This window comes from Acinetobacter sp. H1(2024) (assembly GCF_046557555.1).
Taxonomy (GTDB): Bacteria; Pseudomonadota; Gammaproteobacteria; order Pseudomonadales; family Moraxellaceae; genus Acinetobacter; species Acinetobacter seifertii.
The window spans coordinates 52,106-77,002 of sequence record NZ_JBKGFO010000008.1 but is presented as its reverse complement, the minus strand read 5'-3'; the positions used below and the strand labels follow the sequence as shown (position 1 = coordinate 77,002).

General features: G+C 41.8%; 18 protein-coding genes. 15 read left to right on the top strand and 3 right to left on the bottom strand.

The annotated features are described in order from the left end of the window. Positions 1 to 6: 6 nt before the first annotated feature. From ACLCEG_RS17360 to ACLCEG_RS17350, 3 genes are all read left to right on the top strand, one after another. A complete protein-coding gene (locus ACLCEG_RS17360; protein WP_410568497.1) occupies positions 7 to 366 on the top strand; it encodes a RidA family protein in 360 nt (119 codons plus the stop codon). 162 nt (positions 367 to 528) lie between these two features. Then, positions 529 to 1,968, top strand: coding sequence for an amino acid permease (locus tag ACLCEG_RS17355; protein WP_107972787.1), 1,440 nt, complete (start codon positions 529 to 531; stop codon positions 1,966 to 1,968). A 378-nt stretch (positions 1,969 to 2,346) separates the two neighbouring features. After that, entirely contained in the window at positions 2,347 to 3,771 is a 1,425-nt protein-coding gene (locus tag ACLCEG_RS17350) for an amino acid permease (RefSeq protein WP_081409944.1), read from the top strand. 62 nt (positions 3,772 to 3,833) lie between these two features. Here ACLCEG_RS17350 and ACLCEG_RS17345 read toward each other — a convergent pair whose 3' ends face one another. Continuing rightward, positions 3,834 to 4,715, bottom strand: a complete 882-nt coding sequence (locus ACLCEG_RS17345; RefSeq protein ID WP_032010330.1) for a LysR family transcriptional regulator — start codon at positions 4,713 to 4,715, stop codon at positions 3,834 to 3,836. 165 nt (positions 4,716 to 4,880) lie between these two features. On the opposite strand from ACLCEG_RS17345, the gene ACLCEG_RS17340 reads away from it, so the two are divergent. From ACLCEG_RS17340 to ACLCEG_RS17310, 7 genes are all read left to right on the top strand, one after another. Continuing rightward, positions 4,881 to 6,398: a CoA-acylating methylmalonate-semialdehyde dehydrogenase gene (locus ACLCEG_RS17340; RefSeq protein WP_348901652.1), complete on the top strand. Its 1,518-nt coding sequence runs from the start codon at positions 4,881 to 4,883 to the stop codon at positions 6,396 to 6,398. A gap of 11 nt (positions 6,399 to 6,409) precedes the next feature. Next, positions 6,410 to 7,300, top strand: a complete 891-nt coding sequence (mmsB, locus tag ACLCEG_RS17335; RefSeq protein WP_406521367.1) for a 3-hydroxyisobutyrate dehydrogenase — start codon at positions 6,410 to 6,412, stop codon at positions 7,298 to 7,300. 81 nt (positions 7,301 to 7,381) lie between these two features. Continuing rightward, positions 7,382 to 9,031 (top strand): AMP-binding protein, encoded by a 1,650-nt coding sequence (locus ACLCEG_RS17330; RefSeq protein WP_198071786.1) that lies wholly within the window; start codon positions 7,382 to 7,384, stop codon positions 9,029 to 9,031. Between the two features lie 11 nt (positions 9,032 to 9,042). Then, positions 9,043 to 10,170: an acyl-CoA dehydrogenase family protein gene (locus tag ACLCEG_RS17325; protein ID WP_002118030.1), complete on the top strand. Its 1,128-nt coding sequence runs from the start codon at positions 9,043 to 9,045 to the stop codon at positions 10,168 to 10,170. Positions 10,171 to 10,191: 21 nt separating this feature from the next. Further along, positions 10,192 to 10,965, top strand: coding sequence for an enoyl-CoA hydratase (locus ACLCEG_RS17320; RefSeq protein WP_069141650.1), 774 nt, complete (start codon positions 10,192 to 10,194; stop codon positions 10,963 to 10,965). Between the two features lie 12 nt (positions 10,966 to 10,977). Then, positions 10,978 to 12,003: an enoyl-CoA hydratase/isomerase family protein gene (locus tag ACLCEG_RS17315; RefSeq protein ID WP_191012436.1), complete on the top strand. Its 1,026-nt coding sequence runs from the start codon at positions 10,978 to 10,980 to the stop codon at positions 12,001 to 12,003. A gap of 120 nt (positions 12,004 to 12,123) precedes the next feature. Beyond that, positions 12,124 to 13,485, top strand: a complete 1,362-nt coding sequence (locus ACLCEG_RS17310) for an MFS transporter (protein ID WP_191012437.1) — start codon at positions 12,124 to 12,126, stop codon at positions 13,483 to 13,485. A 141-nt stretch (positions 13,486 to 13,626) separates the two neighbouring features. Here the strand turns inward: ACLCEG_RS17310 and abaI are convergent, their stop codons facing one another. Then, positions 13,627 to 14,193: an acyl-homoserine-lactone synthase AbaI gene (gene abaI, locus ACLCEG_RS17305; RefSeq protein ID WP_081401429.1), complete on the bottom strand. Its 567-nt coding sequence runs from the start codon at positions 14,191 to 14,193 to the stop codon at positions 13,627 to 13,629. Between the two features lie 63 nt (positions 14,194 to 14,256). After that, positions 14,257 to 14,673 carry a DUF4902 domain-containing protein gene (locus ACLCEG_RS17300; protein WP_004705983.1) on the bottom strand — a complete coding sequence of 139 codons (417 nt, stop codon included), beginning with the start codon at positions 14,671 to 14,673 and terminating at the stop codon, positions 14,257 to 14,259. A gap of 817 nt (positions 14,674 to 15,490) precedes the next feature. Here ACLCEG_RS17300 and abaR point away from each other — a divergent pair. From abaR to ACLCEG_RS17275, 5 genes are all read left to right on the top strand, one after another. Further along, on the top strand, positions 15,491 to 16,207 hold the full coding sequence (gene abaR, locus ACLCEG_RS17295) for a LuxR family transcriptional regulator AbaR (protein ID WP_191012439.1): 717 nt from the start codon (positions 15,491 to 15,493) through the stop codon (positions 16,205 to 16,207). 758 nt (positions 16,208 to 16,965) lie between these two features. Then, positions 16,966 to 18,855, top strand: a complete 1,890-nt coding sequence (locus ACLCEG_RS17290) for a fatty acyl-AMP ligase (RefSeq protein WP_039252862.1) — start codon at positions 16,966 to 16,968, stop codon at positions 18,853 to 18,855. A 51-nt stretch (positions 18,856 to 18,906) separates the two neighbouring features. Continuing rightward, a complete protein-coding gene (locus ACLCEG_RS17285; RefSeq protein ID WP_410568614.1) occupies positions 18,907 to 20,682 on the top strand; it encodes an acyl-CoA dehydrogenase in 1,776 nt (591 codons plus the stop codon). Further along, positions 20,679 to 20,939 (top strand): acyl carrier protein, encoded by a 261-nt coding sequence (locus tag ACLCEG_RS17280; protein WP_001030690.1) that lies wholly within the window; start codon positions 20,679 to 20,681, stop codon positions 20,937 to 20,939. Before ACLCEG_RS17285 ends, ACLCEG_RS17280 begins: the two co-directional genes overlap by 4 nt. After that, on the top strand, positions 20,936 to 24,895 hold the full coding sequence (locus ACLCEG_RS17275) for a non-ribosomal peptide synthetase (RefSeq protein WP_410568493.1): 3,960 nt from the start codon (positions 20,936 to 20,938) through the stop codon (positions 24,893 to 24,895). The genes ACLCEG_RS17280 and ACLCEG_RS17275 overlap by 4 nt, the downstream gene beginning before the upstream one ends. Positions 24,896 to 24,897 lie beyond the last annotated feature (2 nt).

Here is a 24,897-nt window from a genome sequence, read left to right as displayed (position 1 = left end):
ATCCGAATGTCTAATTCAGATATACAAAAGATTAACACTAACGAAGTCATGAGCGCCGTGACTGTTTTTAACAAAGTGGTTTATTTGTCAGGTCAGGTACCTAAAAATACCGAGCAAGACGTGGCAGGCCAAACTCGTGAAATTCTTGCAACGATTGATGAACTTTTGGCACTTGCTGATACCGATAAATCTCGCTTGCTCTCTGCGCAGCTCTATTTAAAAAATCTTTCTGACTTTTCAACCGTAAATGCAATTTGGGTTGACTGGTTAAAAGGGGGTGTTGCTCCATCGCGTGCCACAATTCAGGCCGATTTGGTCAATCCAAATTGGTTAATTGAAATTGCCGTGACGGCAGCACAAAAGTAATTCGTTTTTACTCCAAAAATGATGATGTATCTAACAGAAGGAAGATAGATACGGTTTATCCAGTCATTTTTTGGTGAACAGATTCAGTGACCTATGGCATACGGTTCGATTTTCGCCATAGGTTGCTGATCTTAACAAAGGAATTCAAAAAGGAATTTTAATATGACAACGGCTCGTCATTCAGATGCAGAAAATTCTCCTGATCATCTGCAACGAAAACTGTCTAACCGTCATTTACAACTGATTGCTATTGGCGGTGCAATTGGAACCGGCCTATTTATGGGTTCGGGTAAAACAATCTCCCTCGCAGGTCCTTCAATCCTTTTGATCTATATGATTATTGGAGGCATGTTCTTTTTCTTAATGCGTGCAATGGGTGAGTTACTCCTTGCAAATCTGCATTACAAATCTTTTGTTGATATGGCTCATGACTTAATTGGTCCTTGGGCGGGTTACTATTTGGGTTGGACTTATTGGTTGGGCTGGGTGCTGGTCGGTATTGCTGATCTTTCAGCAGTCATTAACTATTTGAGCTTCTGGCTGCCCGATGGAGCAAGCTTCTCTCCAACACAACAAGCCATGATTAGTGCAGGCTGTGTATTGTTTGTGATGGGCCTTAACCTCCTAACAGTACGTCTATTTGGTGAAATTGAATTTTGGTTTGCACTGATTAAGATCTTGGCGATTATTGGCCTGATCGGAGTGGGTGGCTACATGATTTTCAGCCATTTCCAAGCTCCTCAAGGTGCTGTTGCAAGCATTAGTAATGTCTGGTCACATGGCGGTTTATTCCCGAAAGGCACGGAAGGCTTCTTGGCAGGATTCCAGATTGCTGTATTTGCTTTTGTCGGGGTAGAACTGGTAGGTACAACGGCTGCCGAAACGAAAGATCCACAGAAAAACTTGCCTAAAGCAATTAATGCGATTCCGGTACGTATTATTCTGTTCTATGTGTTGGCGCTATTTATTGTGATGTCAGTAACTCCGTGGGATCACATTCGTGCAGATAAAAGCCCGTTTGTTGAGTTATTCTTAAATGCGGGTATTCCAGTTTCTGCGATTATCATGAACTTGGTGGTACTGTCTTCAGTGATGTCTTCAATGAACAGCGGTGTGTTTTCAACCAGCCGTATGCTTTTTGGTCTATCAAAAGACGGTCAGGCACCGGGTGCATTTGGGCGTTTATCAAAACGTGCAGTACCTTCAAATGGTTTGATTTTCTCATGTATTTTCATTATGGGTGGGGCAGTGCTTCAGTACTTTGTTCCAAACACGATGGAAGCATTTACTTTAGCAAGTTCACTGTGTGTGATTCTATTCATTAGTGTGTGGAGTCTCATTATGGTGTGCTATTTACGCTATCGTAAATTACGTCCTGAATTACATGAAAAATCGACTTTCAAAATGCCGGGTGGCGTTTGGATGAGTTATGTGGTTTTGGCATTTATGCTTTTTACTTTGGTTATCTTGGCGCTAGAGCCAGATACTTTAAAAGCTTTGTATGTCAGTCCAGTATGGTTGATCATTTTAGGTGTTACCTATCATATGTTGTACAAACCACGTATGAAAAAGCTAGGACGTGAACTCGTTAACGATCATTAAGTTTTATTAAAAAGCCAATCAATCATGATTGGCTTTTTTTATTTTCATCAGTTTTTTTATCGGAATAATGTTGTTTATTTTTGAATCAATAGCACAGTTTAGAGGGGGGTAGAAAAGCGACATCTTGTATTACCGCATGCTACACTCCGGCTAATCTGGAGAATCCAGATATGTTAATTAAAATTGCCGTGAAGGCAGTACATAAATAATGTGACTTAAAAAAACAGGACAAACGATTTATCAATTAAGGAAAAAATATACTTGAACATCTTGTCCTGAGGTATAGACTCAGCAACCCACGATATACGGTTCGTTTTTCTCCCTATAGGTTGCTGATTTTAAGTTAAGCAAAATATAAAAAGGACTTCTAATATGACAATGGTTCATCATCCCGATGAGGCAAGCTCCCCTGATCATTTACAACGGAAATTAAATAATCGCCACTTACAAATGATTGCAATTGGCGGTGCAATTGGAACCGGCCTATTCATGGGCTCGGGCAAAACCATCTCCCTCGCAGGTCCTTCAATCCTCGTGATCTACATGATAATTGGTGGCATGTTCTTTTTTCTGATGCGTGCATTAGGTGAACTACTGCTTGCCAATTTACATTACAAATCATTTGTCGATATGGCATATGATTTGATTGGGCCATGGGCTGGCTATTATATAGGCTGGACTTATTGGTTAGGCTGGGTACTGGTCGGTATTGCTGACTTGTCTGCGGTCATTAACTATTTAAGTTTCTGGCTGCCTGAAGGCGCCAGTTTCTCACCCATGCAACAAGCCATGATTAGTACAGGCTGTGTACTATTCATTTTAGGGCTTAACCTTCTTACGGTGAAGTTGTTTGGTGAAGTTGAATTTTGGTTCGCACTCATTAAGATTTTGGCCATTATTGGCCTGATTGGAGTCGGTGGCTACATGCTCCTTACTCATTTTCAAGCTCCGCATGGTGAGGTTGTGAGTGTAAGTAATGTGTGGTCGCATGGCGGCATATTTCCAAAAGGCGTAAGCGGATTTTTGGCAGGTTTCCAGATTGCTGTGTTTGCCTTTATTGGTGTTGAGCTGATTGGTACAACAGCTGCTGAAACCAAAGATCCAGAGAAAAATCTACCGAAGGCAATTAACGCGATTCCTGTACGTATTATTCTATTCTATGTGTTGGCACTCTTTGTGGTGATGTCAGTAACACCTTGGGATCACATCCGTGCAGATAAAAGCCCGTTTGTTGAGTTGTTCTTAAATGCGGGTATTCCTGTTTCAGCCATCATCATGAACTTGGTGGTGCTGTCTTCAGTGATGTCTTCAATGAACAGTGGTGTGTTTTCAACCAGTCGTATGCTGTTCGGTTTATCGAAAGATGGTCAGGCGCCAAGTGCATTGGGACGTTTATCAAAACGTGCTGTACCTTCAAATGGTTTGATTTTCTCATGTATTTTCATTATGGGTGGAGCAGTGCTTCAGTACTTTGTTCCAAACACCATGGAAGCATTTACTTTGGCAAGTTCACTCTGTGTGATTCTCTTTATTAGTGTATGGCTTCTGATCATGGCATGCTATTTACGTTACCGTAAGTTGAGTCCTGAGCTTCACGCAGCATCAACCTTTAAAATGCCGGGTGGGGTGTTGATGGCGTATGTTGTCATTGCATTCTTCTTGTTTACTTTAGTGATTTTGGCACTAGAGCCAGATACATTGAAAGCACTCTACGTTAGCCCAGTATGGTTAGTAGTTTTAAGCGTAACCTACTATGCATTCTATAAACCGCGTATGAAAAAACTAGGCCGAGAAGTCTTTTAATTATCCTTTCTCGATTTACCCAAAAAGCCAATCATGATTGATTGGCTTTTTTATTGAGATGTCTAATCAACCAGTAAGTGTTGATATTTATCGGCTTGTTTACGTAAATAATCCCAGACGAGTTTAATGCGCGGTTCGTGCTGTAAATCAACAAAGGTCAGCATCCAGAAGGTATGAGTAAAACGAACTTGCTGCTCTAATACTTCTTCGAGTTCAGGTTTATCGTCTGCTAGAAACTTGGGCAAAATCGCAAGCCCTGCACCCGCACTGACCGCAATTTGCTGGGCCAAAATGCTGCTGCTACGGAAGTTAGCATTGAGTTTCAAAGGTAACCGTTCTAAACAGTACAGCTCAGGGCTATACACCAGATCATCAATATAATTTACAAAGCGATGCTGAGTTAAATCTTCTAAACCGCGAATAGGTGGGTTTTGCGCTAGATAGTTTTGGCTGCCATAAATTTTTAAGCAGTAGTCTGACAAGCGAGTAATGATATAAGGCCCCGAGGTTGGGCGCTCAATCGACACGACAATGTCCGCTTCACGGTGTGAGAGCTTAATCATTTTTGGCACTGGAATCAGATCGATGGTCAGCAGTGGGTATTGAATGGAGAACTCAGCCAGTAAACGAGCTAAAAACGCAGTTCCAAAACCTTCAGGTGTGCCAATTCGCACACGACCTTGCAATGGTTGATGTGGTTTTTCAATTTGTAAGAAGGCTTGTTCCATTTGCTCAACTCGAGGAACAAGTGCCATGCCTTCGAGTGTCAGCTCATAGCCTGTTGCTTCACGTTTAAACAACGTTGTACCCAAAGCAAGTTCTAGAGCCTGAATTCGTCTAGCCACCGTACTATGCTCGACACCAATAATACGTGCAGCATTGGTTAAGGTTTTAGTGCGAGCCAAAACCAGAAAAAACTGTAGATGATCCCAATCCACTTTCATTTTTGTTATTGTCCCTGTGCATATTTGCACAACAATCGTGCATGAATTTGCGTTGGTGGTCAAAGCTTTCTTTGTTAGTCTCAAATGAAACCTGAATAAAGAAAATACATAGATCAGTATTTTCTAATAACTGAACACAATAAAAATATGGCCTACGGAGAGGTTATGAACACAATCCAAAAAATCGAATTGGAAACCGCTAAGTTACTCATTAACGGACAGTTTATCGAATCTAAAACACAGGAATGGCAAGACATTGTTAACCCTGCGACTCAGGAAGTGATTGGTCGCGTACCATTTGCAACGGTTCAAGAAGTCGATGCTGCCATTCAAGCTGCACAAGATGCTTTTGCTTCTTGGCGTCAAACGCCAATTCAGGCACGTATGCGCATTATGCTTAAGTTACAAGACTTAATTCGTGCCAACATGAAGGAAATTGCACAAGTACTAACGGCAGAACAGGGTAAAACCTTAGCAGATGCTGAAGGCGATATTCAACGTGGTCTAGAAGTAGTGGAACATGCCTGTTCGATCGGCACTTTGCAAATGGGAGAATATGTCGAAGGTGTAGCACGTGGCGTAGACACATATACTTTGCAGCAACCTTTGGGTGTCTGTGCTGGTATTACGCCGTTTAATTTCCCTGCCATGATTCCACTTTGGATGTTCCCAATGGCAATTGTGTGCGGCAACACCTTTGTTTTAAAACCATCAGAACAAGATCCGTTATCAACCATGATGCTGGTTGAACTTGCGATTCAAGCAGGTATTCCAGCAGGTGTGCTGAACGTTGTGCATGGCGGCAAAGAAGTGGTTGACCGCTTGTGTACCCATAAAGACATTAAAGCGATTTCATTTGTGGGTTCAACTGCGGTTGGCACACATGTTTATAACCTTGCAGGGCAACATGGCAAACGCGTGCAGTCGATGATGGGCGCAAAAAACCATGTGGTTGTCATGCCAGATGCCAATAAAGAACAAACCTTAAATGCCTTAGTCGGTGCAGCATTTGGTGCTGCTGGGCAACGCTGTATGGCATTGTCTGTCGCAGTCATGGTTGGCGACAGCAAACAATGGATTCAAGAGTTAGTAGAAAAAGCGAAAACCTTAAAAGTAAACGCAGGCCATGAGCCAAATACTGACATTGGCCCAGTCATTTCAAAACGTGCTAAAGCGCGTGTGCTTGATTTAATTAATAGCGGTGTTGAGCAAGGGGCAGAACTTCTGCTTGATGGTCGTAATGTTCAAGTTCAAGGCTATGAATCGGGTAATTTTGTTGGTGCGACGATTTTTAGTGGCGTAAAGACCGACATGCGTATTTATAAAGAAGAAATCTTTGGTCCTGTACTTTCGATTATTTGTGTAGATACACTCGATGAAGCGATTGCTCTTATCAATGCTAATCCATTTGGAAACGGTGTAGGTCTATTTACCCAAAGTGGTGCCATTGCACGTACTTTCCAAAACTTAATTGATATTGGTCAAGTCGGTATCAACATTCCAATTCCTGTACCTGTGCCGTTCTTTAGTTTTACAGGTTCAAGAGGCTCAAAACTGGGTGATTTGGGACCATACGGCAAACAGGCTGTCCAGTTCTATACCCAGACCAAAACCATTACTAGCCGTTGGTTTGAAGATAGCCATGAAGTTGGCGGTGTAAACACAACCATTAGTTTACGTTAAGGGGATCACGGATGAATATCGCCTTTATCGGTCTAGGAAATATGGGCGGCAAAATGGCCCATAACCTACTTAAAGCCGGAATCAAAGTTTATGGTTATGACCTCAGTGAAGTTGCTATTCAGCACTTCGCCGAGGCAGGTGGCATAGTCTGCGACAGCCCACAGGCAGCAGCAAAACAAGCTGATGTGGTCATTACCATGTTGCCTGCAGCAAAGCATGTCAAAGACGTTTACTTGGGTGAAAATGGTGTATTGGAGGTGCTAAAAGCAGATAGCTTATGCATTGATAGCAGTACCATTGACCCGCAAACCATCAAAGATATTTCAGCTGTTGCACATAGCAAAAATATTAAAATCTGTGATGCGCCAGTTTCAGGTGGAACCATTGGTGCTCAAGCGGGAACCTTAACCTTTATGGTAGGTGCCGATGATCAAACCTTTAACGACGTAAAACCTGTACTCAGCCACATGGGCAAAAATATTGTTCATTGTGGTGATGTCGGTGCAGGCCAAATTGCCAAAATTTGCAATAACCTGATTTTAGGTATTTCAATGGCTGCGGTGGCCGAAGGCATGGCATTGGGTGTGAAACTCGGCATTGACCCACAAGCATTGGCAGGCGTCATTAACACCTCAAGTGGTCGTTGCTGGAGTTCGGATGTATGTAACCCATGGCCGCATATTAATGAAAATGCGCCAGCATCTCGAGGTTACCAAGACGGCTTTGCGACTCAGCTGATGCTAAAAGATTTAGGACTTGCTGTAGAGGCTGCGGGCCAAGTCAAACAGCCCATTGTATTAGGTGGCATGGTACAGCAGCTTTATCAGCAAATGTGTATGCGTGGTAATGCCAATCTCGATTTTTCGAGCATTATCCAGCAATACCTGCCACAAGAGGTATAACGGTAAAGCCAAAGGATGGCTTTAAACCAATAAATCAAACCCTGTCGTGAATAACAACAAATCCGGACTGAGGGAAAAGATATGATGGATTATCAAAATGCTGTACAGGCTTTCGATTTGGAAAGCACTGCTAAACAGATGTTGTCAGGTTCACTCGATGCACTGAATGCTTGTTATGAATGCTGTGATCGACATGCAGATGGCGACAAAATCGCGCTGTACTGGCAAGGAAAGGATGGCCGTAAAGAGCAATATACCTTCCGTGAGCTAAAAGAATGGTCAAGTCAGTTTGCTAACTTTTTAAAAGCACAAGGTGTGAAAACTGGTGACCGTATTTCAGGTTTATTACCAAGAACACCTGAACTGATTGTGACTATTTTAGCAGCTTGGCGAATTGGTGCAGTCTATCAACCGTTATTTACTGCATTTGGCCCAAAAGCGATTGAGCACCGTATTCAGCTTGCACAAAGTAAGCTGGTGGTGACCGATATGGGCAACCGTAGCAAGCTTGATGAAATTGAAAATTGTCCTGCAATTGTGACTGTCGCCGATGCACAAGGTACTCCGCTTAAAGCAGGTGATTTTAACTTTTGGAATGAAGTGAAACAGCAGTCTGATCAATGTGATCTGGTCATGCGTAGCATCCAAGATCCTTTCTTGCTCATGTTTACTTCAGGCACTACAGGGCCTGCAAAACCATTGGAAGTGCCTTTAAAAGCACTGATTGCCTTTGGGCGATATATGCAAGATGCCATTGGTTTAACAGAAGAAGACTCGTTTTGGAATATTGCCGATCCGGGTTGGGCGTATGGTTTGTACTATGCGATTACTGGGCCGTTATTCTTGGGCCATGCTACTTTGTTCTATGAAGGTGGGTTCAGCACAGATAGCCTATGCCAAATTGTGAAAGATTATAAAGTTAACAACTTGGCAGGTGCACCTACGGCTTACCGTATGATGATGGCAGCAGATCCAGCGCAAATGGCGCCGTTAAAAGGACAGTTCCGTGTGGTGAGCAGTGCAGGTGAACCGCTGAATCCAGAAGTCATTCGCTGGTTTAAACAAGTGCTTGACGCTCCAATTTATGACCACTACGGGCAAACTGAAGTGGGCATGGTGGTGTGTAATCATCATGGTTTAAAACATGAAATTCATGCTGGTTCAGCAGGTTTTCCAAGTCCGGGCTATCGTGTTGCGATTGTTAATGAACTAGGTGAAGAGCTTCCGCCAGACACACCAGGAATTTTGGCAGTCGATATTAGCCAGTCTCCAATGATGTGGTTTGGTGGCTATAAAGAAAGCCGTAAATCGCCTTTTGTTGGTCATTACTACTTAACGGGCGACACTGCCGAGTTACATGCCGATGGCAGTATGAGCTTTGTAGGACGCAGCGATGATGTAATCACCACATCGGGTTATCGCATTGGTCCATTCGATGTAGAAAGTGCTTTGCTTGAACATGATGCTGTGATTGAAGCAGCAGTGATTGGTGTGCCTGACCCAGACCGTACCGAAGTGGTTAAGGCTTTCGTGATTTTATCCGCGACTACTCAACCATCAGAAACACTTGCTGAAGAACTCAGTCAATTTGTTAAAAGACGACTTTCTGCTCATGCTTACCCACGTTTAGTTGAATTTGTGAGTGAATTACCTAAAACTCCAAGTGGCAAAATTCAGCGCTTTTTATTGCGTAATCAAGAAATTGCTAAACAACAAGCTAAAGCAGGGTAAAGGAAACAATAATGCAATTTACCGAAGAACAATTACTTATCCGTGACATGGCGAAAAGTTTCGCCCAAGAACAAATTAAGCCTAATGCCAGCGATTGGGACCGAGACGGAACTTTCCCAAAAGAGACTCTGGCTCAAATGGGCCAACTCGGTTTTATGGGTATGCTTGTTTCAGAGCAATGGGGCGGTTCAGACACCGGTAACTTAGCCTATGTACTGGCACTCGAAGAAGTTGCGGCGGCAGATGGTGCAACCTCGACCATCATGAGCGTACATAACTCGGTTGGTTGTGTGCCTATTTTAAAGTTTGGTACCGACGAGCAAAAAGAACGCTTTTTAAAACCTCTGGCACAAGGTGAAATGATCGGCGCTTTTGCCTTAACCGAACCACATACAGGTTCAGATGCGGGAGCCATTAAAACCCGAGCTGTCAAAGATGGCGACGATTACATTTTAAATGGTGCTAAGCAGTTTATTACCTCGGGTAATAATGCCGGTGTCATTATTGTGTTTGCCGTGACCGATCCGAGCGCGGGCAAAAAAGGTATTAGTGCCTTTTTAGTCCCACGCGAAACACCGGGTTATGAAGTGATTCGTGTAGAAGAAAAACTCGGTCTGCATGCGTCAGATACCTGCCAGATTGCCCTGACAGATGTGCGCATCCATAAAAGCCTCATGCTGGGTAAAGAAGGTGAGGGCTTGAAAATCGCTCTTGCCAATTTAGAAGGTGGACGTATTGGTATTGCTGCACAAGCAGTCGGTTTAGCACGTGCGGCGCTCGAAGAGGCGACCCGTTATGCCAAAGAGCGTATTACTTTTGGAAAACCAATTTTTGAGCATCAAACCATCGCATTTCGCCTTGCCAGTATGGCAACTGAAATTGAAGCAGCGAGACAACTGGTTCACTACGCTGCACGTTTAAAAGAAGCAGGTCAACCGTGTCTCAATGAGGCTTCAATGGCCAAGTTATTTGCTTCAGAAATGACTGAGCGTGTGTGCTCGAGCGCACTACAAGTGTTTGGTGGCTATGGTTACCTCAGAGATTTCCCTATTGAACGTATTTATCGTGATGCGCGTATTTGTCAAATTTACGAAGGCACAAGTGATATCCAACGTTTAGTGATTGCACGTAGTCTATAAAATCAGAACAAGGAATAAATAATGCAGTGGCAAAGTATTTTATTAGAAAAGCGTAATGGGGTTGGACTGATTACATTAAATCGCCCTCAAGCGCTCAATGCTTTAAACAGTGAATTAATTAGTGAAATTAATCAGGCATTAGATCAGCTCGAAAAAGACCGTGAAATTGGTTGCATCGTATTGGCAGGTTCTGAAAAAGCTTTTGCCGCAGGTGCAGACATTAAAGAAATGGCTGATTTAGCATTTCCAGATATTTATTTTGATGACTTTTTCCATCTTGCAGACCGTATTGCACAGCGCCGTAAACCTCTAATTGCAGCAGTCAGCGGCTATGCGTTAGGTGGTGGCTGTGAACTGGCGCTCATGTGTGACTTTATTTATTGTGCTGACAATGCCAAGTTTGGCTTACCTGAAGTCACCTTAGGTGTAATTCCGGGTATTGGTGGTACACAACGTCTAACCCATGCAATTGGTAAAGCCAAAGCAATGGAAATGTGCCTTACCGCTCGTCAAATGGGCGCAGTAGAAGCAGAGCAAAGTGGTTTAGTCGCACGTGTGTTTAGCAAAGAAGAATTACTTGAACAAACCTTGCAAGCAGCTGAAAAAATTGCGGCACGATCTTTAACAGCAAATATGATGCTCAAAGAAACCATTAACCGAGCTTTTGAAGTGAATCTGACTGAAGGCTTGCGTTTTGAAAGACGCATGTTCCATTCAATATTTGCAACATTTGACCAAAAAGAAGGAATGCAGGCGTTCGTTGAAAAACGAAAACCAAATTTTAAAAATCAGTAAGAGATCAATAAAATGAATACAGAAAATCACTTAATGATTGAGCAACAAGGTAAGTTGGGCATTATTACCTTAGACCGTGTGACTCATCTCAATGCATTGTCGCTAGACATGATTAAAAGTATTGGTGCCCAATTGGAACTGTGGCGAAATGATGCTGCTGTTCAGGCAGTATTAATTAAGTCAAATAGCCCAAAAGCCTTCTGTGCAGGTGGCGATATTCGCTATCTCTACGACAGTTATAAAAATGGCACGGCTGATTACAAAGGCTACTTTAGTGCCGAATATAAAATGCTAGATATACTGCGTGAATATGCAAAGCCAGTCATCGTCTTGCTTGATGGCTATGTTTTAGGTGGCGGATTTGGCTTGGCTCAAGCTTGTCACATTGTTGTGAGCAGTGAAAAGTCCAGATTTGCTATGCCTGAAACAGCGATTGGCTTTTTCCCAGACGTTGGCGCAACGCATTTCCTGTCTCGCCTTGATGATATTGGCGTTTATATGGCAATTACTGGCGAGCAGATCAGCAGCAGCGATGCGCTCTATCTCGACTTAATTGACTACCATGTGCCAAGCGAGCAGTTACAAGCTTTGCAAGATGCTCTTGTTGAGGCACCAAGTTTAAGTAAAGAGGGAATTGAACGCATCATTACCCGATTTATTACTCGCCCTGCCGAAAGTGAACTCAAACAATTGGCTGAAGGTATTCGTAAACACTTCGGATATCAGCATTTAGATGAAATCGAGCAAAGTCTTGAAAATGAACAAGATGAAAGTTTAAAAGCTTGGGCAAGTAAGATGCTCAGTATTTTGCAGCAGCGCTCATTTATAGCCAAACAAACCAGTTTGAAACTGCAACATTTAGGCCGTGGGCTTTCTTTACCGCAGTGTATGCAGCTTGAACGTGATTTACAGGACATTTGGTTTGAGCATGGTGACTTTATTGAAGGTGTCCGTGCTCTCATTGTCGATAAAGACAAACAACCACAGTGGCAAGAACGTAATTCGAAATTTGAGCCAATTTTAGAAAAATTGAGCTAAGCCTTATTACGCAACTCTAAAAAGCTTAAGGAGATAAAGCGAGACCTGAAAATGCTTATGGTCAGGGTTGGTCATAAGCATAAAAAAGATAAAACAAGAAAATCTAAAAAGGATATTACGATGCAATCAATACATGGAAACGGTTCACATCCTAAAAAGTCGGCACATCGATTAGCAGGCATCTCTAGCATGGTCGGCACTACCATTGAGTGGTATGACTTTTTTATCTATGGTGCGGCGGCAGCGCTGATTTTTAATAAGCTATTTTTTCCTAACTTAGACCCACTTACAGGTGTACTTGCGGCATTCGCTACTTATGCCGTTGGTTTTATTGGCCGTCCACTTGGTGGTTTAGTCTTTGGTCATTTTGGTGACAAGATTGGCCGTAAATCGATGTTACTACTGACTCTGATGCTCATGGGAATTCCAACGGTACTCATTGGCTTATTACCGACTTACGAATCAATTGGATACTGGGCTGCAATTGGTTTGGTTGTCTTACGATTCATTCAAGGTATGGCCATGGGTGGTGAATGGGGCGGTGCGGTGCTTATGGCCGTTGAACATGCTCCCGAAGGCGGTAAGGGTTTTTGGGGAAGTTTGCCACAAGCCAGTACGGGTGGGGGTTTAATGCTAGCCTCAATTGCATTAGGACTGGTGTCGTTATTACCTGAGCAAGCATTGTTTAGCTGGGGCTGGCGTTTACCATTTCTTGCCAGCATTATTTTACTGGCAGTGGGTTGGTACATTCGGGTAAAAGTACCAGAGTCACCAGATTTTGAAAAAGTAAAACAGCAGTCCGAAGAAGTCAAAGTTCCTGCCTTACAAGTTTTTAAAAACCATCCAAAGCAACTCATCACCATTATTTTAGCGCGTGCTGCCGAGAACGCATGGTTTTATATTGCTTCAACTTTTACATTGGCTTATACCACTGCGCAACTTGGAATCGCACGCCAAGACATTTTGTTTGCCACCATTTGCGGTGCAATAGTTATTTTATTTATGACGCCGTTGTGTGGACATTTGTCTGATAAGGTTGGCCAACGCAATATGTTTATGTTTGGTCTATGCATACTGGCGCTTTACAGCTATCCATTTTTTACCATGCTCAACACCAAAGATCCGGTATTAGTCTGGACAGCCATTGTTTTAGCAATTGGTGTTGTATTCCCAATTATGTATGCGCCGCAAGCTCAGCTTTTTGCACGTCAATTTCCAGCAGAAATTCGTTATAGCGGAATTTCAATTTCGGTACAGTTAGCTGGGGTGCTTGGTGGCGGTTTAGCGCCGTTAATTGCGACCAAACTTTTAAGTATCGGGCAGGGTAATCCATATTTAATTATGATTTATATTGGATCTATGGCTATCGTTGCGATTATATCGACTTCATTTATGCCACGTGATTGGCAGACTAAAACTGATGAGGCTTACCATAAAAAATCAGAATTAAATTTGAAAAACAAAATTACTGAGCAGTCTTGATATTAAGTTTGAGTCTTTCAAATTTCAAAAGCCCTAATCTTTTGACTAGGGCTTTTGAAATTTGGAGAGTGAAACGAGATTGCCGCTTAAGACCTTCATCTTTGCAATATCACCAATATTCTTAGACTTTGATTTAACCAATCACACTTCAATCAAGCATGCAAACATAGCATATCCATCAATCGTCATTGGTGGGCCTGCACGATGGGCACGAAACCCAGCAGCACGTAGTAACCGCTCTACCCCAAGAGGTGAGGTGGTAATAAGTTGTTTGGCACCTTGTTCTCTTGCAAAGTTAATTGCTTCTTGCAGAATGGCAATCGAAACAGGTGATGATACTGCTTGAGTCGCTGTGGTAGGTGGATTCGAGAAATCTACGGCAGAAAACCTTGAGAGTTCCCAAATTTCTGGTGAGCAGGGAATAGGCATTCCATTCATTAATTGAGGAAATATTTCACCCAGTAAATACGGTTGAGTTGTAGGTAGTAATCTGGCACAACCAATAATATTGGACTCTCTGTCTTGAGCGACGACGTAAGCTGTATCGACTTTATCAAATTGATCTAATTCTTCATTATGTGGACAGTTTAACTCCCATCCCAAATGTTCAACAAACACCTTATAGCGGTAACTTTTAAATTTGGTATATAAGCCTTCTGAAAAATTGTTTTGAAATCCAGCAATAATATTCATTACAAGTGCTTCCACTTATTTTTGATGTGACTTTACTGAACAGCTAAGAAGGCGGTAACTGTAAAAATTTACAGGTTGCTAGGAGAAATTAGGGCTCAATTTAGACTTTGTTAATCTTGTATTGATTTGGGCATAAATGAACTGTTCCCAGAACAGGCTGTCGATTTTCTTCTCGATTAATGATCCAGTCACATCAAATCCAATATCTGTACCAGATACATCAACGATCATGATATTGCTTCTCGGCAGGCCAATTCGTTTTAAGCTAGCGGACCCATTTTGCTCAATGAATACCCAGTCCCATCCAGTACTTAAAGCAGGGGTCTTTAGTGTTGCCCATTCAGTAAAACCGTAATAGAAAATTTGTGAATCTTCGATTTGTATTGATTCAACAATGGATAAGATGTGTCGGAGAGGGTGGTTCATAAGCTGGTTTTCATTCATCCGAATAAAACCATCTGCTGAGATTGGAAAGTGAGTGGGTATGCTGACCATGCTACCTGTTTAAGTAACCTAAAATGGAATTCTACTGATAAATAACATAAATTATTGCCAATGAAATACTGTCATATTTAACAGGTTAAAGATAATTCCATGGCCTATATCGTTAAGCTGACCTTATTAGAGGGGTACTTGGATATTAAGATTTACTTATATGAGAATAGAGTAACTTTAGTTCTTTAGTCGAAAATAACTTGTTGAAATTTACGAAATCATACGACCGATGATGAACTTTATATGGATTATCTATTCTCATTATTGAAAGGATAATCATAAGCAATACAGATTATGATGTAATTATTTGATTTTTTAAATTATTGTAGATGCTTTTAGTTTCTATATATAATAAATGGTAAAATTTCATAATTTTAGGTATTGTTGGAAGTTATTATTAAATTAAATTAATAAAAATATCTCGTTGATAATAAGTAGTGGAGTCTTAGCATTTATTTAAAAATAATTATTTTTTGGAATAAAATGCATCCTATAAAAAAATTTTTCCAAGCATAATCTGCACCTGAAATATAACAACCTTAAAAGCTTTTAGAAATTTAGTTTATCTGAAGAATTTGCACCCATTTAGGCTTAAAAGTGTTGTTAATTGAATGATGAATTCAAAATCTGTAATTGAGAAATCAATAAAAGAGGAATAGGTGTTCAAATATTTTAGTACCTAAAAATCTTTTAGATTCTCGCAGCGCTTTATTGGAATAAGGGTAAAAGATAAGGCCTATACTTCAATTTGATTGCTTGGATTCATAAGATGAAACTGAACAAAAAATGATTTTTGGCCGGAGTCTAATGAGAGCAAATGGAAAGTTGGCAAGAGGATTTATTATCAGCATTTTTGATCGTGCAAGATGAATACCAGTTATTTGAAGTCGTCAAATCGACAGCATCAAAGCTTGGATTCGATTATTGTGCTTATGGTATGCAGTCACCATTATCTATTGCTGAACCAAAAACAATTATGCTGAATAATTATCCTCAAGCATGGCAGCAACGCTATGTTGAACAGCAGTATGTTAAGGTTGACCCAACTGTTCAGCACTGTATGATTTCACTGAAACCTCTTGTCTGGTCAAGTCAATACACTCATACACAAGCAGAGAAGGACTTCTGGGAGGAAGCGCGTTCTTATGGTTTAAATGTCGGTTGGGCACAGTCAAGTCGTGATTTCATTGGGACACGTGGAATGCTAACTTTGGCAAGATCCAGCGATCAATTATCTGAAAAAGAACAAAAGGCACAATATACAAATATGTATTGGCTAACTCAAACTGTACATTCCAGCATTGCTAAAATTGTAAATGATGTTGAGTTCTCTCAGTTTAATCTATATTTAACGAACCGAGAAAAAGAGGTACTACGTTGGACGGCTGAGGGTAAAACGTCAGCTGAGATTGCACAGATTCTTGGAGTAAGTGAAAGAACCATAAATTTCCATCTGAGTAATTCAATGCAAAAACTAAATGTGAATAATAAAATTTCAGCAGCAATTCGTGCTGTAATGTTAGGACTATTGTAAAACTAACTTTATAATAAAAATAATATTAAATTTAAATGGTTGTGATGTGTATTTTAAATTAAATTTAAAAAATTATTTATTTTAATAAAGATAAATAATTTAATTATTTTTTTAAATTTAATTTTTGTTTGAAATATAATAATTATCAAAATTAAAATGTTCTTTTTAATATATTTAATTCTAATTTAACTTTTATTTTTTATGGTCAGAAAGTAAGATAAATTTCACAACCTATGTATATATTTAGTTTTAAGTATTTAATTATAGCTTAAGCATAATTAAATTAAGGTTTTTATTGGAAATAAAAGTTGTGGAGTTAAATATAATTTTTAGTTAGATTACATGTAACCAGTAAAATCATAAATTTTATCTAAAATAAAAACCTAAAGTTAAGAAAAAATGAAAATTCGAACTCAGTGTGCTTTGTGGTTTAGATAAACTTAATAATATTAGCTTAACATTTCCTAAATCGAGGCTATTAGGGTAGCTTTTTAAGTTTAATTAATTACAAGAATTTGTAATCTTTAACTGAATAAAAATGATTATAAAAGATAACTAAGCTCTTAATTTTAAATAAAAGTTGCCTAACCTGTTAACACTTACAGGTGTAATAAAAAACACCCGCACATAAAATATAATGTGAATTTATATTTTAAACAAAAAGTATATTCATTTTTATTAAAACCCCCAGCTAGAAGTTGAATTTCTGAAACAACAGGTTTCTTTGAAGGGTTAATTATAATTAATCGGAGTAAGTTATGGCTGTAATGTGTACGGATAATATCATTGCAACTTTGGAATCCCACGCGAAATTAAATGGAGCTAAGACCGCTTTCGAGTATTTGGGACGCCAATCGGGTGGTATTCAAGCCTTGACGTATGCAGATCTGAACGAGCGAGTTCAATATCAAGCTCAGATATTACTAAACCTTGTAAATAGTGGCGATCGTGCAGTATTGCTATTTGAACCTGGTCTAGACTTTATCGTTTCGTTCTTTGCTTGTCTAAAAGCTAAAATCATCGCAGTACCAGTCAGCTTACCGTTTAATCGTAATGGTTTTTCTAATATTTTGAATATTATGAATGACTGTGAGCCAAAGATAGTACTCACAACAAAAAAGATTCTTGAGCTATCAGGTCTGATCACATTAAAGGCTCAAAATGAAAGCTTAATATTACATGCCGTTGATGCCCAATTGCAGCGTGATGTAGTGGAAAAGGATTTCCCGCTTATTGATGAAGATGATGTTTGTTTCCTTCAGTACACTTCAGGATCAACAGGTTGGCCTAAAGGGGTGATCGTTACCCATAAAAATATTATGGCAAATGAGGTCATGATTGCCGAAGCCTTTTGTACGCAGCCGGATGATATTGGCCTGACATGGCTGCCTGTTTATCACGACATGGGATTAATTGGTTCAGTTTTACAGACCGTTTATGTGGGACTGACCTGTTATGTTATGTCGCCGCTGGACTTCATTCGAAAACCGCTGAAATGGCTACAATTCATTAGCGAAAAAGGCGTCACGATCAGTGGTGGGCCAAACTTTGCTTATGAGTTGTGCTTGCATCGTATCTCTGATGAGGACGCTGCAGCGCTTGATCTGAGTCGCGTTCGTGTAATGTTTAACGGTGCCGAGCCAATCAAAGCTCACGTTATGCAGCGCTTCATGGAGAAATTTAATACTCAGTCGAAATTGAAGCTGGATACTTTCTTGCCATGTTATGGCTTGGCAGAAGTCACGCTTTTAGTCAGTGGTGTAACTGGCCCTCTGAATGCTATTTCACTTGATCGTGACAAATTAAATGCCCACTTGGTAGAAATCAGTCAAGACCAGAATGCTGTACAAGTGGTGAGCTGTGGCAAGATCTCTGCACACATCGATTGTCGTATCGTCAATCCACATACCCATCAAGAAGTAGCTGCTCATGAAGTCGGTGAAATCTGGTTGGCAGGTGAGAGTGTCACTGCGGGTTACTGGCAGAAGCCAGAGGTCAATCAGGAAACTTTTGCCGCGACTATTGTCGATGAAGCGGGTCAGCCTAGCCAATTGCATTACTTAAGAACGGGGGATATGGGCTTTGTCAAAGATGGAGACCTATATGTGACTGGTCGCCTTAAGGATGTGATTATCATTCGTGGCAAGAACTATTATCCACAAGATATCGAGTGCTCTGTTGAAATGGCGCATCCTGCTGTTCGTAAAGGTTGTGTTGCAGCAGTGAATGTTGCTGATTCTGACGGTGTTACGGTTGTACTTGAAATCAAGAAGAAGTCACTAGACAAGACTCTCAATTTTGAAGCCATTAGAACTCAGGTCAAGGAACAAGTGACAGCTGAGATTGGCTTGCCTGTAGAAGGTGTCTTTTTACTGCATCAAGGCCGAATAAATAAGACCACGAGCGGCAAAATTAGAAGAAGAAAAATTAAAGAGCAGATCGAACGCGGTCAATTGGTCTGTTTAACCCATCCAAACCGTAGAACGGTGATTGCTCGAAACTATGTCAAGAACGGTTTAGAAGTCATCCGTGATCGTGAGCAGCGGGGGCAGCTGATTCGTTATAGCTCCAATCTACTCAACTCAATGATCAAGGAACGTGAAGTGCGCAAGCTGATTTTTAATCGTCTGAAAAGTGCTTTGTTTTAAACCCTTACCCTTTAATCATTTGAGTGAAAATTCATGTCACTTACGTCCAATTTGCGGCAGTTTCAATCTGCTGCTCGTCTGGAGCAAATTTTAGGCTCCGTACATGATACTAACAACGACTTTTCTTGGTCTGCTGCCATCGAACGTGATGAGAAAGAACAGTACCCTCAGCGTGCTGTTGATTTTCTGAATGCGGTAGGTATGAACCGTTTCTATGTACCTTCAGAGCTTGGAGGTCGTATGGAAATTGGTGAAGAATTGCTATATCTACATCGCGTGCTGGCACGACGTGATCTAACTATCAACTCGACCTATAGCACGAATGCTTGGTCTGTGATTGTCTGGATCGGCGGTAATGCGAATCAATGCCAAAACATCGCTAGTCGAATTTTGAGTGGTGCTGCTCCAGCGCTGGCTTATAGCGAGAAAGCCCATGGCGCCGACCTGCTATCGAGTGAAGTGACAGCGCAATCTACCGAGAGTAAATATGTTTTAAATGGCGAAAAATGGTCAATTAACCGTGCCACTTTAGGAGACTCTTTAAGTCTGATCGCTAAAACATCAGACGATCGTGGACCACGTAGCCTAAGCGCATTCTGGCTCGATAAGCGTCATATGGCCTCAAAAGGAACATATAGCCTGAACCGACTACCAACAGTGGGTATGCGTGGTCTAGATATCAGCGGTATTGGTTTTAACAACGCTGAAATTCACAAAGATGCCCTGATCGGTGAAGAAGGCCAAGGCCTAGAGCTTGGGCTTAAGACGCTACAGGTAACACGTGCATATTGCAGTAGCTTCTCTCTAGGTGCCGGCGATACGATGCTACGCATTGCGACCGAGTTTGCTATTGAACGCGAGTTATATAACAAAAAAGTAATCAGTATTCCGCTGGTACGTGAACAGTTAGCGACAGCCTATGCCTACCTTTTAGCGGCTGAGGTGTTATCGCTTGTTGGTGCGCGTGGTTTGCACGTATGTATCAATCAGTTCAGTACATGGTCACCAATCGTGAAAGTACTAGTACCTGAGTATGTAGAATCGCTTGCCAAGATCACTTCTTCAGTGCTTGGGTCACGCTTTTTCTTAAGAAATGCGTATGCGGATGGAATGTATCAGAAAGCATTCAGAGACCATCTGATTGTTAGTGTGTTTGACGGTAGTAGCACCGTTTGCCTAGACAGTCTGAGTTTTCAGCTCAAATCTGCCAATAAAGGTCGTAGCAAAAAAGCCGACAATCTCAATCAATCTGAAGCTAAAGCACGCTATCGCCAGTTGTATGACTTGCAGGTAGAGACAGGCGCTATTGATTTCCGCGAGCTTGAGATTTTCAACCGAGATGGTGATTTGGTGATGGAATCACTCGAAACAATCATCGAAATGCTCAACGATGCCGATGTCACAGCAGGATTGTCTGCTGAGACACTTACTACGCTACGTGAACAAGCAGGCCAACTTCTAGTTGAACAACGTTCTTTAGATCAAAAAATTCAGGATTACTTCTCAAATTCTGAGCAGAGCAAAGAGTTTGAAACGTTGCGCTTTAGTCTTGCTCGTAGCTACGCCGAGTTATTTGCTCGTATTGCCGTGCTGGGTTTCTGGGTCTTTAACCGTAAGGCTCTAAGATCAGCTTTGCAGGATGGAGCATGGTTGATCATTTTCTTAAATGCCGCTGAAGGACAGACAGCTCCTCCTATGACGTCATTGCGTGAAAGTACATTGGCAGATTTGCTAGACCGAATTTCAACTAACCATATGTTATCCGTCATCGATTTTGCACTGGCACCACGTGATGCCAAACCGGTTAAAGAGGAGATTACCCCATGAATAAAGATAAAGCTTATTGGAGCGCAATTATTCGTACGCTAGTAGCCAAAGAAATGCGCGTAGAGCCTGAGACGATTGATCCGGATCAAAAATTTACCAGTTATGGTCTTGATTCGATCGTTGCTTTGTCTGTATCTGGGGACTTAGAAGATCTGACAAAACTGGAGCTTGAACCGACCCTCTTATGGGATTACCCAACAATCAATGCGTTGGCCGAATATCTTGTTTCTGAGTTGCAACAGGGAGTTGCTTCATGAACAACCTTGCACGACTAGAACCGGAAGTTCTGTCGCGTCATGCGATTTCTGCAGAGCAGCTTGGCATTTGGTATATCCAGCGTTTTGAGCCAACTTGCAGTGCCTACAATATGGTGGTGGCCTTTGATGTGAAGGTTAACCAACCATTAGGTAACAAGCCGATGGAGATTCTGGAAGCGGTAATGCATGATTATCCGCTGTTGCGTGTCAGCATGCCTGCCAATGATCAGGGGATTGAACAACTCATCTGGGATCGCGTGTATCCGAATATCATCTTTTCTGATACTCGTCATATTGAAGCTTCTGATTTGACGCAATTGGTTGAACAGGACACCAAGCAGCCATTTGACCTGACTCAGCCACCGTTATGGCGTATTCATTGTTATGAACGAGGTCAAAATCATTATGTAATCGCATTTGTGATTCATCATGCGCTCATGGATTTTTGGTCAATTGGTCTATTGCTGCGAGACGTTAGCAAACGTTTTGGACTCGTTGCAGAGTCGGATGCAGTGAACGGAATCGAGTTTGCACAGTATGCCGATAAGCAGCAGAGCAGCGTGATTGATGATACTGATGAGAGCTTAATTTTCTGGAAAAATGCACTGAAGCATGCACCACATGTGCATAGCATTCCGCTTGATTATCCTCGTCCAGCCGTACAGCAACATAAAGGTAGTTCACTAGTTTTCCGTGTGCCTGAGTCAGTGTCATCTGGCCTTGTAAACTTAGCAAAAGATTATGAGATCACATTATTCGGACTTGTGCTCTCTGGCTTTTATGTTCTGCTACACAAACTATCTAATGAAAATAATCTAGTCATTGCTACGCCCGTAGCAGGTCGACTTGAACGTTCTTTACGTAATGCATTGGGTCAGTTTGTCAACACGATTGCTATTCACATGGACATCGATGCAGACCAGAATTTACGTCAATTTACCCAGCAGGTTCAGGAACAATTAAGACAAAGCCTTAAGCATCAAAAAGTTGCTTTTTCTAGAGTAGTTGAAGCTGTCTCACCAAAGCGTGATGGCAGTATTAATCCATTGGCTCAGATAGGAATGTTCTGGGAACGTCTGGGTGGTATGGATGAGTTTAAAGAACTACTCCTACCAATCCAGACTCCGGCCACTTTGGTTGGACAAGATTTGACGTTAGGAAGTTTTCCGGTTCGCCAGCAAGAAGGACAGTTGGATATTACGCTGGAAATGGGCGGTGAATATCAAGGTGAACTCGTTGGTGTATTGAAATACAACACTGATCTATTTTCTGCGCAGTCTGCCGAGAATATGGTGCAACTGCTGCAAGCTGTACTATCAGAGATGGTGGTTCACCCTGAACGTAAGATCGTTGAGTTAGATATCGCACCTGATTATAAAGATGGTATCCAGTTCGAGGCCCTCCGTGGAAAGGCGACTGATTATGCTCAGCATGATCTATTCGCAATGATTTTAAAGCAGATCGATGATCGTGGTGATCATCATGCTTTGACCTCAAACGATCATGCGGTTAGCTATCGTGAGTTAGGTCAACATATTGCTGGTATTGCTGAATATTTGCGTGAACACGGTATTACACGTGGCGATCGTGTAGGTCTCATGTTAGACCGCACAGCATTATTGCCAGCAGCAATCCTTGGAATCTGGGCGGCAGGGGCAGCTTATGTGCCACTTGATCCTAACTTCCCAACTGAACGTCTACAAAACATCATTGAAGATGCCGAACCTAAAGTCATCTTGACTCAAACCGAGTTAATGGATGCTCTTAACAGTTCTGTGCCTCGCTTAGATATCAATCAAGCTGGTGTTGTGGCACTTGAGAAAGTGCGCGAGACGCTTGCCTTTGGTGACATAGCTTATGTGATGTACACATCAGGTTCGACAGGTAAGCCTAAAGGTGTTCGTATTGGGCATCCTTCAATCATCAATTTCTTGCTATCTATGAATGATAGATTGCAAGTGACTGCTGACACTCAGTTGTTAGCAATCACCACGTATGCATTTGATATTTCAATTCTTGAATTACTCATTCCGCTTATGTACGGCGGTGTGGTGCATGTATGCCCACGTGAAGTATCACAAGATGGTAATCAACTCGTAGACTATATAAATTATAAATTTATCAATGTGTTACAGGCTACACCGGCTTCTTGGAAAATGCTCTTAGATAGCGAGTGGAGCGGCAATGCAGGGTTGACTGCACTCTGTGGAGGTGAAGCGCTAGATACTATTCTTGCAGAAAAACTGCTGGATAAAGTTGGTTGTCTATGGAATGTCTATGGCCCGACTGAAACTACAGTGTGGTCTAGTGCAGCTCGTATCACCGATGCAAAGTATATTGATTTAGGTGAACCACTGGCGAATACCCAGCTTTATGTCCTTGATGAGCAGCAGCGTTTGGTTCCACCAGGCGTTATGGGTGAGCTTTGGATTGGTGGTGATGGTCTGGCAGTTGATTACTGGCATCGACCTGAACTCACAGATGCACAATTTAGAACATTGCCATCTCTACCAAATGCTGGTCGACTCTACCGAACAGGGGATAAAGTCTGCCTGCGTACAGATGGACGTTTGACTCATCATGGACGTCTAGATTTCCAAGTTAAAATCCGTGGATTCCGTATTGAACTAGGTGAAATCGAGAATGTTCTCAAACAGATCGACGGTATCACAGATGCGGTAGTGCTGGTTAAGACCACAGCTGACAGCGACCAGAAACTGGTGGCGTATGTAACTGGACAAGAGCTTGATATTGCTGGTTTAAAAAAGACCCTGCAAATCCATCTTCCAGCTTATATGGTGCCAAGTGCGTTTATCCGATTGGATGAATTTCCAATGACGGCCAACAATAAGTTGGATCGTAAGGCATTTCCTGAGCCGATCTTTGAGCAGAGCAATGATTATGTTGCACCGCGTGATCCGATCGAAATCGAATTGTGTACTACCTTTGAACAGATCTTGTCGGTCAAGCGAGTTGGTATACACGATGATTTCTTTGAATTAGGTGGGCATTCTTTATTAGCTGTGAAGCTTGTCAACCATCTTAAAAAGGCTTTCGGTACCGAACTGTCAGTTGCTTTGTTGGCACAATATTCCACTGTGGCGAGTCTGAGTGAGATCATTCGCGAAAATAAAGAAATTAAGCCATCTATCGTAATTGAACTACGCCGTGGAACTTATGAACAACCGCTGTGGCTGTTCCATCCAATTGGTGGCAGTACCTTCTGTTATATGGAGCTTTCGCGTCACCTCAACCCGAATCGTACCTTACGTGCTATTCAATCTCCTGGACTGATTGAAGCCGATGCTGCGGAAGTGGCGATTGAAGAAATGGCGACGCTCTATATTGCTGAAATGCAAAAGATGCAGCCTCAAGGCCCTTATTTCCTCGGTGGCTGGTGTTTCGGTGGGGCGATTGCGTATGAGATCAGTCGTCAGTTGCGTCAAATGGGGCAACAGGTCACAGGTATTGTCATGATCGATACTCGTGCTCCAATTCCAGAAAATGTGCCTGAAGATGCCGACGATGCCATGCTTTTGTCTTGGTTCGCCCGTGATTTAGCTGCACCTTATGGCAAAAAGTTAACGATCCCAGCGCAATACTTGCGTGAATTGAGTCCAGATCAAATGTTTGATCATGTACTTAAAGAAGCTAAGGCCATCAATGTTCTACCGTTAGATGCTGATCCATCAGATTTCCGACTTTACTTTGATACCTATTTGGCGAATGGCATCGCACTCCAGACCTATTTCCCAGATCCTGAAGATTTTCCAATTCTACTGGTCAAGGCCAAAGATGAGCAGGAAGACTTCGGAGAAAGTCTAGGTTGGGATCAACTGGTCAAAGAAACGTTTACACAAGTGGATTTGCCTGGTGACCATTCATCAATTATGTACGCTGAGAATGTCGTGGCTGTAGCCCAGACCATTGATCAGATGTACCCAATTCCTGCATAAGA